This is a genomic window from Candidatus Neomicrothrix sp., from assembly GCF_035329545.1.
GTDB lineage: Bacteria > Actinomycetota > Acidimicrobiia > Acidimicrobiales > Microtrichaceae > Microthrix > Microthrix subdominans.
Genome location: NZ_DAOLGP010000030.1, coordinates 31520 through 48305, shown reverse-complemented (window position 1 = coordinate 48305; position 16786 = coordinate 31520). Strand labels below are relative to the sequence as shown.

Genomic DNA, 16786 nt, shown 5'->3' with positions numbered 1-16786 from the left:
TGACACAGTCGAAGCCCAATGACACAGTCGAAGCCCAATGACACAGTCGAAGCCCAATGACACAGTCGAAGCCCCATGAACACGGCCGAAGCCCGGTGAGCGACGGTGCGGCCGGGTCGTGGGATCGGCTGATCGCTGCGGCGGTCGAGGCCACCGAGCGCAGCTACGCGCCGTACTCGGGCGTGCGCGTCGGCGCCTCCGCCGAAACGGCCGACGGCCGCATGCTCGTCGGCTCCAACACCGAGTGCGCGTCGATCGGCCTGTCGCTGTGCGCCGAGTGCGCGGTGATCAGCGACCTGGCCCGCACCGGTGGGGGCCGGCTGCGGCGACTGGTGGCCGTCGGCGCCGACGGGGTGCCCCTGCCCCCCTGCGGCCGCTGCCGCCAGCTGATCGCCGAGTTTACCGACGGGCTGATCGTCATGCTGGCCGATGGGCCCCACCCGATCGACGACCTGTTGCCCTGGGGCTTCGGCCCGGCCGACGTCGCCCGGCTTGCCGACGGCACCGGCGAGGACGACGGCCGCCACGCCGCGACGTCGACCTGAGGCGCGGTCCAGCTGGCAGACTGCCCGCCATGACCCCTACTCCGACGTCGACGGCACGGCGGGATCGCTTGGACCGTGACGGCTACCTGGTCGTCGAGGACTTCTTCTCCCGAGAGGAGGCGACGGCGCTCGTCGATCGCGCCACCGAACTGGTCGTCGCCTTCCAACCGGACGAATCGACCAAATCGATCTTCTCCACCAACGAACAGACCCGCACCTCCGACGACTACTTCCTGGCCTCGGGAGATCGGATCAGCTTCTTCTTCGAGCCGGAGGCCTTCGATGCCGACGGTGGGCTGCGGGTGCCCCTCGATCGGGCGATCAACAAGTTTGGCCACGCCCAGCACGACCTCGATCCCGTCTTCGACGACTTCAGCCGCCACCCCCGCATGGCCGAGCTGGCCGATTCGCTGAGGGTGGGCGGCCATGCGCTCATCCAGTCGATGCTCATCTTCAAACAGCCCGGCATCGGCGGCGAGGTGTCCTCGCACACCGACCACACCTTCTTGTGGACCGAACCCCAGTCGGTCGTCGGGTTCTGGTTTGCCCTCGAGGATGCCACGCTGGACAACGGCTGCCTGTGGGCGCTGCCCGGCGGGCACCGCAGGGCACCGGCCAGGCGGTTCCGGCGGGCCTCGCAGGGCGGCACCACGATGCAGGTGCTCGGCCCCGAGCCCGCACCCGGCGAGGGGTTCATACCCCTGGAGGTCGAGGCCGGCACGTTGATCGTGCTCGACGGGCTGTTGCCGCACTACAGCGAGGCCAACCGGTCGCAGCGCCGCCGGGCGGCCTACACCCTTCACGCCATCGATCCGGGCGCCGAGTACCCGGCCGACAACTGGCTGCAGCGGGGCCACCTGCCCCTGCGGGGGTTCCGTGACCGACGCTGAGCCGCCGACGGGGAACGCCAGCGGCGGGTGGACGCTGCCCCGTGAGGCAGGCTGGCTGATCGCCGGATTTGCTGCCCTCATCCCGGCCTGGGGCCTGCGAGGCGCACCGGGTCCCCTGTACGAGGAGGGCTTCAACGTGTTGCACGCCGAGCTGGTGCTCGGCGGGCAGACCCCCGGCGTGGACTTCCACGCCCTGTACGGTCCGCTCGGCCCCTGGCTGATGGCCGGCTGGTTCAAGCTGGTCGGCCCCTCGATCGGCGCACAGCGCGTGATCGGTGCGCTGTTGTTGATCGCCATCGTCCTCGGCGTCCGACAGCTGCTTCGACCGTGGGGACGCAACGTGGCCACCGTCGCTGCCGTGGTCACGTCGATCGTCGTGTACGCCCAAGGCAGCCTGATGGCGGTGTCCTGGTGGTACGGCTACGCCGCAGTGATCTGGGGTGTGCTGTTGGTCAGGAGCGCCGGGCCGGCAACGAGCCCCGAAGAGGGCGACGTGCGGCCCACCCCCTGGGAAACCGTCCGGCTCGTCGCCGGCGGACTGTTGTTCGGGCTCGCGCTTGGAGCCCGGGTCGATCTCGCGCTCGCCGTGGCAGCCGCCGGGGGCGCCGCGCTGTGGGCACACCACGACCGGACCGCGTTCCGAGGCGTCCTAGGAAGGGTCGCCGCAGGTGGGGCCGTCGGCCTCATACCCCTGGCCGCCTACACCTGGATTGCCGGACCGGGCCGGGCGTGGCGGGTGCTCGTGGTCGATCCGGTGTTCACGCTCCGGCCCTACCGAACCCTGCCGCCACCCTCGTTCTTCGAGCTCCAGGGGTTGAATCGCAGCCTGCGCCTGGCCCCCGATTGGCCGCTGCCCGCTCCGGGCCTGGCGACCCAGCTGGCGTTGTGGTTCTGGATCTCGGTGGCCGCCGTCGCGTTGTTGGTGACGGTCGCAGCCATCTTCCGCCGGGAACAACCCGCCCTGGTTCCGGTGGCTGCGCTCGCACTCGCGACGTTGCCCCAGCTCCTGCAGCGACCCGATCCTGGCCACCTGGTGCTCGTCACCGCCATCCCGCTGGCGGCGCTGCCGGTCAGTTGCAGCCTTGCGGTCGGACTGTGGCGACGGCGCCGTGCCGGGGCGACGGGCGGCACCGCGCCCGGAAGCGTCCCGGCCAGGCCGATGGGGTCCATCGGACCCGCATGGTTGGCCCTGACCCCGGCAATCGTGATCCTGTTGATTCCCGCCCTCACCCTCGGCCCCTGGCTGCGGGCGGTCACGGGTGAGCCCGGCCGATCGGCGACCGACGTCACCGTTGGCGACCGGTCGCTGCTGGTGCCGACCAGCCTCGGTCCCCCGATCCAGCAGGTCGTCACCGAGTTGGCAGCTCGAGCCCAGCCGGGCGACCTGATGATCGTGGCACCGGGCGATCTGACGCGCGCCTACAACAACTGGACGGCGCTGTACACCTTGTTCCCCGAGCTCACGGTGGGCACGTACCACTCCGAGATGGACCCAGGTTTCACCAACGTGAAGGGATCGACCCTGCCCGACGAGTTGGCACGGGCCGACTGGGTGCTGGTCTCGCCGGCGCTGCCGCAGTTGCGGGAGGACAACCGATCCGCCGAGGCGGGCGACCCTGCTGCGCAGCGAGTGTTCAACCGGCGGTTCTGCCCGGTGGTCGAAACCCAGGTGCTGTCGCTGTGGGGCGTCTGCCCCACCGAGGGCTGACCGATCACAGAGCGTCGAAGTCCAGCAGCTCGAACGTGTCGAAGTTGATCTCCTCGGTGGCCACGATCTCGGGGTTGGCCACGTAGGTCAGAAACAGCGGAGCGGGCCGAATTCTTTTGGGTAACGGGGTTCCCACCATGGCGACATCCGCGTTGAGCCCGACGTGGATCACCGCGGGGGTGCGGTGCGCGCGGGCCAACGAGGCCACGGCCGACGGGCCCAGCCGGATCGGCCGGTCGGATCGCTCCCTCGCCCACACCTTCAGCAACGCCACGACGGGAATGCCCGCTGCCTTGCGGACCGTGCTGACCACCCAGAACCTCGGATGTTCCGAGATGGTCAGGGCCGTGCCGGGAAAGCCAAGGCGCCAGCGCAACAGCTCGGCATTCCACCCGTAGCGAACGCCAAAACGGGACGCCACATCGGCGTCGGCGGCCAGACGTTCGGGCAGCTCTCCGCCGAGCAACTCGGGCGTCACCGCCCGGTGAGTCCACGCTGGGTCGGGACGCCCGGCACTCAACAACGCGCGCACCGGCAGCTGCGCGACCACCTTGCCGCCTAGTCGTGTCGTGGCCCTCATCGACGCTTCGTTGGTCACGCCGTAGTAGGCCAGCGAGCCGGCGGCGAACCCCCACGTGAGCATCTTGAGGGAGAGGTCCGCGTACACCCCGGTCCCGCGTAGACGGGCGGCGGCCGAACTGTTCACCGACAACGTCGCAGGCAGCGTGTTGTTCAGGGCGGTGCGCATCGGCAGCCACAGAAAGGCCTGGTGAGCCACGATCTCGCCATCGATCCGGGCCTGTACGCAGATGGGCGTCTGCGGCGCCGCCCCATACATCTGCTTCAGGTAGGCCGTGGTCTCGAACCTCGGCGCGTCCAGCACGGAGTGCAGGAACGGCGCCAACTCCCCCAGCAGGGCGTCGTCCGGCGGATCGATGGTGATGCGTGCCTTCATCGGTCCCTCACGGTCTCGTTGGCATCATCGTCCGTGCCCTCGCCCTGTAGGGGTCCCAGAACCGACAGCGTGGGTTGACGCTGCGACCACCAGCGGACCAACGGCACGGCGACCAGAACGCAGGCCACCACATCCAGTCCCAGCCGATACCGAGGGATGCCCAGCGAAGCCGCAATCACGAGGACCACCAGCACCGTCACGGCGGCGAAGGGCCAGATCGGTCGTCGCCCTCGAAGCTGGACGGCGCCCAGCACCGCGACCGGGGCCATCACCCACCAGCTGATCACGCCAGCCCACGCCTGCCACGATTCGCGTCCCTCGACCAGCGTTTCCAGCTGCGCCGTTTGATTCGGCCTGTAGACACCCATGGCCCGCCCGACCCGTGCCGCCCCCAGCAATGGAAGGTCGTCCATCCGCTCGCCGTAGTAGCGCAGCGCGCGGGCGGTTGCCCCGGCGTCCAGCTCCACCTCGCTGAAGCCGGAAACCGGGTTGGCGTGGACCAGCAGATGCTGACCCGGTTCCAAGATCAGGTCCGGGTCGACCACCGGCTTGTCGTCCACCCAAATTCCGACCCCTCGCGAGCCATCGGGCAGGAACCCGGAGAGTTTGTCGTACTCGGCTCGAACCAGCTCCACGCTGGCAACCGGCGTGGTCGCGGTGCGCTCCGGGCGTTCCATGGCGTGGCTGAGCACCGGGTTGTCGGGGTCCATCACCGCCTCGGCGTATCCGGGCACCAACACCAGATCGTCCACCGCCTCGGTCAGCGGTATGCGCTCGGAGATCGTCGTCTCGGGCGTGCACAGGGTCCAGAACCCCTTGAACTCCCCGTAGGTCACCTTGTCGCACGCCCCGCTCCACAGCACCGATCCACCGCCGATCGAAACCCCCGTGCCCCCCTTGAACCGGGCGTTGTTCAGCGCCGACCATCCGACGAGCGGCACCGCCACGATTGCCAGCGACAACCCGGCCAGCAACAGTCGCCTGCCGAGCGACGGGGTCCGCGCCGCCATCACCAACCCGGCCAGCAACAGCGCCGCCAGAGCGACACCCTCCAGTCGGGTGAACGACAACACAAGCATCGCCCCTCCAAGTTGGACGAAGCGCAGCGGCTCGGGCCGGTCGGCCGCTCGAAGGGTGGCCAACAGCACCAACGGCAGTGCGACCACGTAGAGGGTCTCGACGTTCATCATGGTGGCGTTCACCCACACCGCCGGCACGACCGCTGCCAGGAATGCCGCTACCAACCCAGTGCGCTCGTCCACCAGCCGTCGGCCCAGGAGGCCCACGATCGGGATCGCTCCCAAGGCCAAAGCCGACAGGGCAACCCTCGCCAGCAGCGAGGGGTTGCCGGCGAGCAGCGACACCACCACCAGGATGGGAACGGCCACCTCGGCGACTCGTCGCACCGGTTGAGCCACCCGGTGCCGGATGAACCAGGCGACCAACGCACCCACGACGAGGAAGATCAGCGCACGTACCAGCAGTGGACGCTCGCCCAGCCAGAGCACGCCGGCCAGGTAGGTGACCACCGCTGGGGGTTTGCCGACGAACGGTGCCGAGATTCCTCCGGCCAGTTCGTAGGCGATGGGGCTGGCCAGGCCATTGCCCCAGGCCATCAGCCGGGCCATGACGAAGACGCCCGCCGCGTCCCCGCCGATGGAGAAGCAGCCCGTCTGGCCCCGCGCCGGCGGACACAGCGGCCGAAACACCATCAGGTCCAACAGCACGATCGCCGAGCCCACCGCCGTGATCCACGCCAGTCCCTGACGAAATCCGCTGCTGAGCGGCAGCTCGGCCGGGCACGACTCACGGTCGAGCGTCTCGGCTTGGAGGAGTTCCTCGTTGGTTGAGGTCACGATGACCGAAGTATAGGAAGCCTCATCGATCCGACCGGGGCGTCTGGGCGACGGACTCTATGATCGCTCGGTGACCAAATTGGACGGGGCCGGCGACACTCAGGCCGGGACGCCAGGGCACTCCTCCGGCGGGGTCGCTCGTTCGCCGCAACCCCCCCAGGCGCCTGCGTTGACGCGCTCGCAGCGAACGGTGGCAGCAATCTGGGCGGTCGGGCTGGCGATCCGTCTCTGGGACGTTTTCGGTTATCGCCCGACTTGCGCGCCCGGCTCGTCCATCGGCGTGCTCGGGGCGTCGTGCTACACCCTCAAGGGCGATGCAGCCGGCTTCTTCGGAGCGGCGCACCTCGTTCGGCTCGGCGAGGTGGGCATGAACCCGTTGCTCTACAACGTCTCCGGAGGGCGGCTGGTCGCCACCGCGTCCAAGCCGCCGTTGGGGGTTGCCTGGCTGGCGCTGGTGGGGTGGCTGGGCGATTCTCCGTGGCTGGGCCAGACCATCGTCTCGGTGCTGCTGGTCGGTGTGATTGCGCTGACGGTCAGGCACTTCTGGGGCCGAACCCGAGCGTTGATCGTCGTCGAGATCGGCACGGTCCTCTATGTGGCGCTGAGGCTTCTCGACGGCACCACCGTCGCATCAGCCCGGTTCTACTCGGTGCTGCTGGGCTCGATGGCGGTGCCGCTGATGGCGGCCGTCGGTCGGCGCGCCGCCCCCGATGGGTGGGGTGGTCGGGTCGGCATCGTCACGGCAGCGATCGTGGCAATCCACCCCGCTATCTGGGTGGGCGACTCGATGCTGAACAACGAGACCGTGCTCGTCGTGGTCCTGCCGCTGTTCCTGTTGGCCTGCTACCGGGCGTTGGACATGCCGGGCCGAAACACCTCGGTGACGTTGGCGATTACCTTCGTCCTGGTCGTCCTGACCAGGGTGGAACTCGCCGGCCTCGGGGTCTTCGTGCTGCCGTTCGTGTGGCTGCGGGCCTCGCCCGACTGGCGGACCCGGCTCCACAGCGCGCTGGCCTTCGGCGTGACCGCCGTGGTGCTGGTCGGCGTCTACTCCGGCTGGAATCGGCTCCGACTCGGAGGTGGCTCCCCCGGTCCCAGTTCGGTGGTGGGCTACGTGCTGAACGCCGGAAGCTGCGACCCGGTGTTTGTCGGGGACTACAAGGGCCTGTGGTACCCCTGTTGGTTCAATCCCCAGACGGCGACGGCCATCGAAGGCGACACTCGCGTCGCCGACGTGGTCGATCGGCTGGTCGGCAAACCCGGCTACACCGATCAGCTCACCGATCCCGAAGTGGGTGCCGTGGGACTGGCCGAGGACCCACCCCCGGTCGAGCTCTTCGACGGCTTTGAGCGCCTCGAGGACATCCAGCCGACGTTGACGGCCAACTACGGGATGCTCCCGAACGGCTCGGCCGGGGTCGGAGTGTGGGTGAACGACCAACCTGTGATCGACCCCGATACCCCGGTCGAGCCCGGCGACGAGATTCGGTTCCGGTTCAACTTCTACTTCCTGATGACCGACGAGGCCCTCACCGCCGACACGCTGACGCCACCAACCTTGAAGTACATACGCGACCATGTGGACGGCCTCTCAACGGTCATGGCCGCCCGCCTTGGCAGGATCACCGGCGTCTATCGAACCAGCGAGACGATGGCTGCCGACCAACTGCTGGAGGACCACGGATGGCTGCCGTCCCGGCTCGGCTTCATCGGCCTGTGGTTGCAGACGCCGTTCGCGATCGCCGGCGCGGTCGTGTTGTTTCGCAGGCGCCGCCCACTGGCTCCACTCGTCGGGCCGATTCTCAACGTCGCCCTGGTGACCATGGTGGTGTTCGGGCTCAGCCGGTACCGACTGAGCGCCGACCTCACCATTGCGATACTCGCAGCGGTCGGCCTGATCGCCGCAAGCCATCGCTTCGGCCCCAACCGGGAGACCTCCTCCCGACCCGACAACTAACCTGAGCGCCTCGCTCGCCGGTTTGAGTCGAAACCCCCGGCATATCGCAGGCGCCCCTAGGAGCACGAACCATGTCCAAAGAAGCTCGCCTCATTGCGGCCGTCGTCGCAGTGGTCATCGTGATCGTCGGGGCGTTGGTGGTCTTCGGGGGCGACGACGACGCGGAGGTGCAGGCCTCCGACACGAGCGCAGCGGCCGGGAGCGCTGCCACCTCCACCTCCACCTCGGCCCCGGACGCATCGCAGGCTCCCGAAGCATCGACCACCACCGCCGCCGCGTCACCGACAACCGCTGCCGTGCCCGATACCAAGGCCCCCGCCCCCGAAGCTCCCGTGGAAACGGTGGCACCCGGCTCGGTGAGCGTCAGCAACACCGCGCCCTGGCAGATACGCCTCTCCGCCAGCACGGTTCGCAACCGCTTCGACGCAGCCGAGTCCAGCGACGACCTGTGCACGCAACTCGTCGCGCTCACCTCGCTGCCCGATCTCAACTCCCTCCCCAGCCAGTCCAAGGACGACCTGGCGGAGTACTTCACCAGATGGCAGGCGTTGGCCGCGAAGACCGCTCCCACCACCGAGGGCACGCTGGCCCAGCGTCTTCGGGCCGCCCAGGATGCGATGCTGACCGTCGAGCAGACCGTCAACGACAACGGTGGCACGTTCACCGAGGCCGCTGTCGACAAGCTCCTTGGCGAAGACAGCAGCGAGCTCACCCAGCTGTTGGCCCTCTTTGTTTTGGCCGGCGACCAGTGCCCGACCCCCGCCGACGCCTAACGGTCCCCTCCCAACGACAGCACCAGGTCGTATACCCGGCGCTTGGGCACTCCGAAGTCGGCGGCCACCGCCTTGGCCGTCCGCGACGGCGATTCCCCGCGCTCCAGGGCGGCCTCGATGGCGCCGAGCAGCTGGGCGTCGGTCGCTTCGGTGGGTGCCTCGGCCTCGATGACCAGCCATCCGGCCTCGTCCCCATCGGCAGGCGGCTCGGACCGCAGCTCGGTCACGATGCCGAGTTGCCACCCATGCATCACCTCGGCGGCATCGCCCGGGTCGAGGCGCAGGTCGCCGTGCGGGTCGGCGACCCAGGCGGCGCCGGTGTTCGCGTTCAGCCGGTCGAGGACGGCGCCGAGGCCACCCGGGCTGACGGCGAGCACGGCGGTCATCGAGCGGTCGAGGACGGCCAGGTCTGCCCCGGGGTCGAGGAGCACGGCGAAGCGGGCGCTGTCCAGGCCGGATCCGGCCAACGCCGCCAGCGCCCGCTCCATCCGTTGACGCTCCCGATCACCCTCCGACCGGCGGCTCACGCTGCGGCCGATCCGCTGGGGCATCCCCACTCGATGTCCAACGGCGACCCTGGGGCCAGCCCGAGGCGGTCGGCCGCCAACGGGTGAAGCTCCAACGTGCACGGCGCAGCCCACGACCACCGGCCCACCTTGCCGGGGTTCAACACGTCGACGCCCCGCACCCGCAGCCCGCAGGGCCGGCCTCGGCGCGCTCCTCGCCGGGTGACCCCAGCGGTCACGACGGCAATCGGACCGTCCATGCCGAAGGTGTGTACCTGCGGGGTGCGCCCCAACCACAATGCCGTCGGCACTTCAACGTCGTTGAGCAGCCCAGGCAGCGCGAGCAACCCTCGGGCCCTCCCCCACGGCCCGCCGGCCCGACGCAGCAACAGGTGTGCTCCGGTTGCGGTGATGGCCACGCCGGCCACCCGCTCACACGTTGAAGCGAAACTCCATCTCGTTCCGAATCCACGCAACCTCTGGCTGGTAGCCTTTACTGCCATGAGCGACCAACCTATCCACGCCGCCATCTACCTGCGGATCAGTCTCGATCGTGAGATGGACGGGTTGGCCATCGAACGCCAGCGCAAGGACTGCGAAGCCATCGCTAGCCAGAAGGGCTGGGATGTTGTCGACGAGTACGTCGACCAATCCAAGAGCGCCACCAGCAAAACGAAGAAACGCCCCGCGTACGACAAGCTGGTCAGCGATTACGCAGCTGGCAAGTTCTCCGCGATCATCTGTTGGGACCTCGACAGGCTCACGCGCCAACCTCGTCAGTTGGAGGACTGGATCGACGCCGCCGAGGATCGCGGGCTCCTGCTCGTGACGGCCAACGGCGAGGCTGACCTCACGACTGATGGCGGGCGAATGTACTCCCGGATCAAGGCTGCTGTTGCCAAGAGCGAAGTGGAACGCAAGTCCGCTCGACAAACTCGGGCACATCGCCAGCGGGCAGAACAGGGTCGGCCGCCCAAAGGCGTACGCCCTCTCGGCTACGGCCTCAACGGAGACGTGATCCCACACGAGGGGAAGGCCGTCAAGGCGATATACACGGCGTTCGCCAATGGCTCAACGCTTCGTTCAATCACAGCTGCGCTGTCGAGCCGACACATCGCGAAGAGCAAGAACGAAGGAAACAGTGAAGAGGCTCAACACGAACCAAACCTCGCCGCCGTGCCTGCCCTCCCCCGACAAACCCGCACTCTCACCGAGGAGCGCAACAGAAGGCGGAGCCAAGAGAACAAGACTCGTCGCTCAAATGACCAGTTGGAGATCCGTGCTGTCCCAGACGACGGCCCCTGGTCTCCCAGCACTGTTCTCGGCATCCTGCGAAACCCACGCTACGCAGGCTTCAGCACCTACACCCAGACGAACCCATCCTCCGCGAAGAATGCGGGAAAGCGCCGCTCTTGGAGTGCATCGATACTCAGAAACGACGTCGGCGAGCCGGTGCGCGGGCAGTGGACCGCCATCGTGGACGAGGACCTGTGGTGGACCGTTCAGGAAAAGCTAGACGACCCGCAGCGCATCACCAACCGCAAGGGCACCGAGCGCCGCCACCTCGGTAGCGGATTATTCCTGTGCGGCATCTGCGTCAAACCAGTACGAACACACTCCCGGCGCTACCGCTGCGCAGGCCACGTCATGCGCAGTCGCGAGCAGGTCGACCGCTTTGTGCTGGACACCGTCCGTGACCGCCTTGCGAAACCCGACCTTCAGAATCTCCTACCTGCCAACGACGAGCCCAGGCTGAAAGCCATTAAGAACGAGATCAGCACTCAGCGGGGGAAGGTCGCACGGGCACAGCGTGACTACGACGACGAGGTGATCGAAGGAAAGGATCTGAAACGTATTCGCGAGCGCGCCGAAGCCGAGATTACAAAGCTCGACGTCGAGCGCGCTCGGCTGACAGCTAGTTCTGCGACCAGCCAGACACTTAACGCCGCCGACCCCGTGGCGGCGTTCGACGCCGCCGACCTCGGCGTACAACGGGATGTGATTGACATCCTGGTGGAGGTACGGCTCTATCCGCATCCGCGGGGCGTGAAGGAGTTCAACCCCGCAACCGTCGCGATCACTTTGCGGTAGCGCACCCGACCCCCCTCTGGCGAGACGCCATCGGAGCAGCCTTCAACGAGCGGTGTCTGGCTTTACGCGGGTGGGGTCTCCGAAAGGGGCATCTTCGCGGCTCCATCGGTCAACGGCTCCGTAGGCAGGCCGCGAGCCACCCGTATGATGTCAACAATCAGCTCGCGGTGGGTCTTGATGTCGGCTGGCCCCAGCTGTAAGCGGTACTTCTTCCATCGCCTGTCATAGACAAGTGTCGGGATCCCTGCTTCCTCCAGGCGCGTATCCAGTTCCTCTGTTCGATCGATCCGAGCTTCCAGGGCCATGAACTTCTTCCGTGGCCTGAACGTAATGAAGTTGTCCGCCACACCATCGCGCTGTAGCCCGATGTAGTACTTGTTGTATTTCAACGACAGTCCTGGGCCTTGATCGTTGATCCGTTCAAGCAGCTGGTCAGCCATCTTCAGGATTGGCGGAGCGCTCTTCTGCAGCCAGTAACCGCGATCTGTTTCCTGCCCCGGTTCGTCCTCCTCTTCCGGGGCTGGCAAAGCGAGGTCCAGCACTTTCGTCGCGTGAAGGGTGAGCACTCCCTCCACTTCCAAGGCGCTCATCTGGACGGCGATGAGCGGGATGGCTTGGTTGAACAAGTTGATGACGTTGAGGAAGCGCCCGGTGATCTCCTCCGCGACGATCACCGCGATGTGCTCGTACTGCGGGAACCGCCGCCGCTCGTTGTCCCAGTACTCCAGCGTGCGAATGATATGGCTTTCGTCAGTAGCTCCAAGCTGGATCTCGACTTCGAATCGCGTGCCACTCTCCGGATCGAAGAGCAGAACGTCGAGGCGGCCGGCCCTGGGCTGGCGACGCTCCACGTCCTTGACATCCAGATCCCCGAGTCCCAAAAGGGCCACGTCGCTGACGATTTGCTGCTGCAGCCACGCCTCGTTGAAAGCGGGGTGGGCCTTCAGACTCACACGGGTGGACTTTCGATACTCCACTGCAGACTCCCATTTCGTGCACCAGACTGCCCCACCGGGCGCTCGAACCCACGCTAGGCCAGGGACCCGAGCCGGGATGCCAAACGTCGCGATTTGAGAAGCCCTCGTCGTCCGGCGCTAGCGGATCCACCTCATGGTCACCGCTCAGGCTTTCACTTCGGCATACTTGCCGGTGCCACTCAGAGCCGCGTAGAGCGTCTGCCTCGACACCCCGAGGTCCCGAGCGATCTTCGCCTTCGGCACGTCCGCCTCGATCCGCTCCCGGGCGTGAGCGATCTGCTCAGGCGTGAGCTTCAAGGCACGCTCGTAGACGCCGTTCCGTTTCGCGATGGCGATACCCTCAGCCTGGCGCTCCCGGATCGTGGCCCTTTCGAGCTGGGCGACCGCAGCCAGGATCGTCAACATGAACTCGCCCTGCGGGGTGTCGGTGTTCAGCGCCGGGTTGTCCACAAACTCGAGGGCGACCCCCTTCGCCTGGAACTGCTCGATGAGATCGAGGAGGTCCCTCGTTGACCGAGCGAGCCGATCCGGCGACTTCACCCGTACCTTGTCGCCGTCGCGAACGTAGGCCAACAATTCCTTCAGCTGCGCCCGGTCATCGACATTCTTGCCGGAGACCTTCTCCGAGAACAAACGGCCGACATCGCTCAACACCTCGACTTGCCGTGCCTCGTTCTGGTCGGCGGCGCTTACGCGCACATACCCGACGATCTGGCCCTTTTGTCCACTCACCTCTAGACCCCTCTACGTTTCTGTCCAATAATACCTCAACCACACCCTGTTAGACAGCAGATAGTACAGGCACCAGAGTGTCCGCTCAGGTACACCCTGACGGACGTGGTCGCATTATGTTTGACTAGGGAGACCGTCAGTCGAAGATTTGGAGTCACCATGAAAGAAGAAAACACGGACAGAGGCTCGGGCCCAGAGGAAGTTCCCACCGAGGACTCTGCAGACGAGGGCAGCGGGATAACCATTCACTCCGAACAGGTTCAATCTGCCGAAGAACTGGCTGGGCACTTGGACTGGATGTTCGAGGTGGGGGAACCCCTTTAGCTGACGCGAACTGTCGTTGCTGGCGTTCGACGAGACCGTAACAAGGCCCGCAGCTTTCAACGTCGTAGCCTGCCTCAGCATCAGCTCAGTCGCTTCGGCATTACGTCTGGCGGCTTCTGCCAACGAGCGCACCCCCACACAGCGAAGTGGCCCTGCCAGCCATGTCGAGCACAGGGCTTCTGTTCAGAAACCTGGGGTTCATCGGTGCCCCGATCCGCAGGCCGATGCGCTGGGCTGACGGTCGCCCCTGGCTGGCACATATGGTGAGCCCAACGCTCCACCAATGAAGGGAAGTCATGGCTCCGGTCGGTTTTTCGGACAAAGTCACGTTCGTCTGGAGGGTCGCCGACAAGCTCCGAGGCACGTTTAAGCCGCACGAGTACGGCTCGGTGATGCTCCCCCTGCTGGTCTTGCGGCGGATGGACGCAGTGTTGGCCCCGACCCGGGAGGCGGTCCTGGACCAAGCGGTTGCTCTGGGTGTGCTCAAGGGTGACCGCAAGACCCTCGGCAAGAGCGTCGATGAGGGTGTGGACCTGATGCTCAAGCGGACGGCGGGCCAGCGGTTCTACAGCTTGTCGCCGTTGACGTTCACCGCGATGCTCCAAAACGACAAGGAGCTCGCCGAGCAGCTCGCCAGCTACATCCGGCGCCTGTCCAAGGACGCCTATGTCGTCATGGAGGCGTACAACGTCGACGACAAGATCGCCCGAATGGACCGCGCCGGCATCCTCTACGGCGTCCTTGCGGACTTCGCCGACCTCGATCTGCGCCCGAACGCAGTGAGCAACGAGACGATGGGCTACATCTTCGAGGAACTCCTGCGGAAGTTCTCCGAGATGAGCAACGAGACCGCTGGTGAGCACTACACCCCCCGAGAGGTCATCGACCTCATGGTCGCCCTCCTCCTGCACGGCGAAACCTCCGCAGAGCTGACCAAGAACCCCAAACCGGTGCGCACCGTCTACGACCCTGCCGCCGGCACGGGCGGCATGCTCACCGGCGCCCTCCACGGGATCACCGCCGCCAACGACGGAGCGACGGTCAAGGTCTACGGGCAGGAACTCAACGACGAGACCTGGGCGATCGCCCAGTCGGACCTGATGATGCAGGACACCGACCCCAAGCAAATGGCCAGCGGCAACTCTCTGACCCAAGACGCCTTTCAGGGCCAGCACTTCGACTTCATCCTGGCCAACCCGCCCTACGGCGTCGACTGGAAATCGTACGCCCAGCCGATCAAGGACGAGCACGAGAAGCAGGGCTTCCACGGCCGTTTCGGCGCGGGTCTCCCCCGCGTCTCGGACGGATCCTTCCTCTTCCTGCAACACATGCTGGCGAAGATGAAGCCCAGTGGTTCGCGCGTGGGCATAGTCCTGTCCGGCTCGCCCCTCTTCTCCGGAGCGGCAGGATCCGGTGAGTCGGAGATCCGACGCTGGATCCTCGAGAACGACTGGCTCGAGGGGATCGTCGCCCTACCCGACCAGATGTTCTACAACACCGGCATCTCCACCTACGTCTGGATCCTCACCAACAAGACGGGGGAGGACGACGCCGGCCTGGTGCGCCTGGTCGATGCTCGCGAGATGGGGACCAAGATGCGTAAGTCCCTGGGGGACAAGCGCAAGGAGCTCACCCATGACGCGATCACCCGAATCACCCAGCTGTACGGCGATGCAATCGGCGAGGACGCTGACGAGTTGAAGGTGAAGGTGCTGTGCCGCGAGGAGTTCTGCTTCCAACAGATCACCGTCGAACGCCCCTTGCACCGACGGTGGGAGGTCACCCCCGAGGCAATCGCGATCGAGCCCTTCGACGCATACGCGCACCTGGTCGGCCAGCGCTTCGCGACGGAGAGGGCGCTACTTACCGAAGTGTCTGAGCTGAAGCCAGCGCAACGGAGGACCTTTGCGAAGGCGTGCGCGATCACCGATCCAGAATCGCCGATCATCACGAAGAAGGCCGGCAAGCCCGAACCCGACCCCGAGCTGCGAGATCAGGAGAACGTGCCGCTGCCCAAGGGCTTCTTCGACCTCGACGATGCCGAACGCGACGACGTTCTGCGCAAGTCGGCCGAGACCCACCTCACCTCCGAGGTCCACCCCTACGTACCGGACGCCTGGATCGACCACGCCAAGACAAAGGTCGGGGTCGAGATCCCATTCACCAGCCAGTTCTACGTGTATGAACCGCCCCGACCGGTCGAGGAGATCGCCAACGAGATCAAGGAACTGGAATCTCAGATCCAGAACTGGATGAAAGACCTTCTCTCGTGAGCTGGCTGGATGACCTGCCCGACGACTGGTCGCGGATCAACCCGCGACGCCATTTTCGTGATAGGCGTGAGCCATCCCTTCCCGACGACCGTCACTTGACTCCGTCACAGCATTACGGCGTGCTTCCGCAGGACGAGTACATGGCGCGCACGGGATCGCGGGTGGTCCTGAACCTGACTGGCTCGGACAACATGAAGCACGTTGAACCAGGGGATGCGATTGCGCACTTGCGGAGCTTCCAGGGCGGGTTGGAAACGTCCGCACTAGCGGGGAAGGTCAGCACGGCGTACACGGTGATTGAGCCGCTAGACGGTATCGACCCCGATTTCTACCGCTGGGTCTTCAAGTCTTCAGCGTTCGTGAGTGCGCTGGCAGCTGGCGTTCAACAGCTAAGAGATGGGCAGTCAATCAGGTTCGCCGACTTTGCGAAGGTTGACCTACCCCGACCCCCGATTGATGAGCAGAGACGGATCGCTGACTTCCTCAACGACAGAGTCGCCCGGCTCGATTGGATCATCGAGGCCAGACACGCGCAGATGGTTCTGATCGTGGAGAGGGTTGAAGGACTGATTGCGCGTGAACTGTCGCCGCTGTCGCCGCTCGATGCCCATCAGGAAAAACACTCTCTTCGAGTTCCTCAGTCGTGGTCGACGCCGCGCCTGTCGTACATTGTTAATATTGGGAGCGGCTCCGGTATCACGTCTGAAGAAATCGAGCCACAGGGAAATTTTCCTGTTTATGGGGCGAACGGCGTGCGAGGTTTCGCCTCGTCATTCACTCATGCTAACGATCGAATCTTGGTTGGGCGCCAGGGTGCGTTGTGTGGCAACGTCACCCTGGCGGGGGGTCCCTTTTGGGCGTCGGAGCATGCGCTGGTCTGCGAGCCGCTAGTGCCCTTCGACATGAACTGGATGTTGGAAGTCTTGCGCTCCATGAACCTAAGACAATATTCGCGGAGCGCTGCACAGCCGGGAATCAATGCCAGCCTTGTCGGGTCAATGAGAGTTCCTTGGGTAGACATTGGTCATCAACAGGTGCTGGGGCAACGTAGCTCTGCATGGCACGACGGAGGCGCTACTGCCCGCAAACAAGGTGTCCAGTCAGTTGAGCTTCTGGCAGAGTACAAGACATCGCTCATCACGGCCGCGGTGAAGGGCGAACTGGACGTGACGACTGCTGGTTCCAACATTCCGGGATGA

At 65.9% G+C, this 16786-nt stretch carries 14 protein-coding genes; 8 read left to right on the top strand and 6 right to left on the bottom strand.

The window, feature by feature from the left end; genetic code table 11:
• Positions 1 to 56 precede the first annotated feature (56 nt).
• The 3 genes from PKD89_RS14885 to PKD89_RS14875 are packed head-to-tail and all read left to right on the top strand — an operon-like array spanning position 57 to position 3143.
• The gene (locus PKD89_RS14885) at positions 57 to 545 is read left to right on the top strand and encodes a cytidine deaminase (RefSeq protein WP_289010497.1); all 489 of its coding nucleotides are present in this window, start codon (positions 57 to 59) and stop codon (positions 543 to 545) included.
• A 29-nt stretch (positions 546 to 574) separates the two neighbouring features.
• A complete protein-coding gene (locus PKD89_RS14880; protein WP_289010496.1) occupies positions 575 to 1435 on the top strand; it encodes a phytanoyl-CoA dioxygenase family protein in 861 nt (286 codons plus the stop codon).
• Positions 1422 to 3143 carry a hypothetical protein gene (locus PKD89_RS14875; protein WP_289010495.1) on the top strand — a complete coding sequence of 574 codons (1722 nt, stop codon included), beginning with the start codon at positions 1422 to 1424 and terminating at the stop codon, positions 3141 to 3143. Before PKD89_RS14880 ends, PKD89_RS14875 begins: the two co-directional genes overlap by 14 nt.
• Positions 3144 to 3147: 4 nt before the next feature.
• Here the strand turns inward: PKD89_RS14875 and PKD89_RS14870 are convergent, their stop codons facing one another.
• Positions 3148 to 4098, bottom strand: coding sequence for a hypothetical protein (locus PKD89_RS14870; protein WP_289010494.1), 951 nt, complete (start codon positions 4096 to 4098; stop codon positions 3148 to 3150).
• A complete protein-coding gene (locus PKD89_RS14865; RefSeq protein ID WP_289010493.1) occupies positions 4095 to 5954 on the bottom strand; it encodes a glycosyltransferase family 39 protein in 1860 nt (619 codons plus the stop codon). The genes PKD89_RS14870 and PKD89_RS14865 overlap by 4 nt, the downstream gene beginning before the upstream one ends.
• Before the next feature lie 70 nt (positions 5955 to 6024).
• Between PKD89_RS14865 and PKD89_RS14860 the strand changes: the two genes are divergently transcribed.
• Together PKD89_RS14860 and PKD89_RS14855 are read left to right on the top strand one after the other, a co-directional pair.
• A complete protein-coding gene (locus PKD89_RS14860) occupies positions 6025 to 7911 on the top strand; it encodes a hypothetical protein (protein WP_289010492.1) in 1887 nt (628 codons plus the stop codon).
• A gap of 71 nt (positions 7912 to 7982) precedes the next feature.
• A complete protein-coding gene (locus tag PKD89_RS14855) occupies positions 7983 to 8684 on the top strand; it encodes a hypothetical protein (protein ID WP_287378398.1) in 702 nt (233 codons plus the stop codon).
• Here PKD89_RS14855 and PKD89_RS14850 read toward each other — a convergent pair.
• Both PKD89_RS14850 and PKD89_RS14845 read right to left on the bottom strand, forming a co-directional pair.
• A complete protein-coding gene (locus PKD89_RS14850; RefSeq protein ID WP_289010491.1) occupies positions 8681 to 9235 on the bottom strand; it encodes a hypothetical protein in 555 nt (184 codons plus the stop codon). The genes PKD89_RS14855 and PKD89_RS14850 overlap by 4 nt on opposite strands.
• Positions 9208 to 9609: a hypothetical protein gene (locus PKD89_RS14845; RefSeq protein ID WP_289010490.1), complete on the bottom strand. Its 402-nt coding sequence runs from the start codon at positions 9607 to 9609 to the stop codon at positions 9208 to 9210. Before PKD89_RS14845 ends, PKD89_RS14850 begins: the two co-directional genes overlap by 28 nt.
• A gap of 82 nt (positions 9610 to 9691) precedes the next feature.
• Here PKD89_RS14845 and PKD89_RS14840 point away from each other — a divergent pair, with 82 nt between their 5' ends.
• Positions 9692 to 11281, top strand: coding sequence for a recombinase family protein (locus tag PKD89_RS14840; RefSeq protein WP_289010489.1), 1590 nt, complete (start codon positions 9692 to 9694; stop codon positions 11279 to 11281).
• Positions 11282 to 11343: 62 nt separating this feature from the next.
• On the opposite strand, the gene PKD89_RS14835 is transcribed toward PKD89_RS14840, so the two are convergent.
• Positions 11344 to 12234: a hypothetical protein gene (locus tag PKD89_RS14835; protein WP_289010488.1), complete on the bottom strand. Its 891-nt coding sequence runs from the start codon at positions 12232 to 12234 to the stop codon at positions 11344 to 11346.
• Positions 12235 to 12402: 168 nt separating this feature from the next.
• The gene (locus PKD89_RS14830; RefSeq protein ID WP_289010498.1) at positions 12403 to 12957 is read right to left on the bottom strand and encodes a recombinase family protein; all 555 of its coding nucleotides are present in this window, start codon (positions 12955 to 12957) and stop codon (positions 12403 to 12405) included.
• Between the two features lie 653 nt (positions 12958 to 13610).
• Between PKD89_RS14830 and PKD89_RS14825 the strand changes: the two genes are divergently transcribed.
• On the top strand, positions 13611 to 15587 hold the full coding sequence (locus PKD89_RS14825; protein ID WP_289010487.1) for a type I restriction-modification system subunit M: 1977 nt from the start codon (positions 13611 to 13613) through the stop codon (positions 15585 to 15587).
• Positions 15584 to 16786 carry a restriction endonuclease subunit S gene (locus PKD89_RS14820; RefSeq protein ID WP_289010486.1) on the top strand — a complete coding sequence of 401 codons (1203 nt, stop codon included), beginning with the start codon at positions 15584 to 15586 and terminating at the stop codon, positions 16784 to 16786. The genes PKD89_RS14825 and PKD89_RS14820 overlap by 4 nt, the downstream gene beginning before the upstream one ends.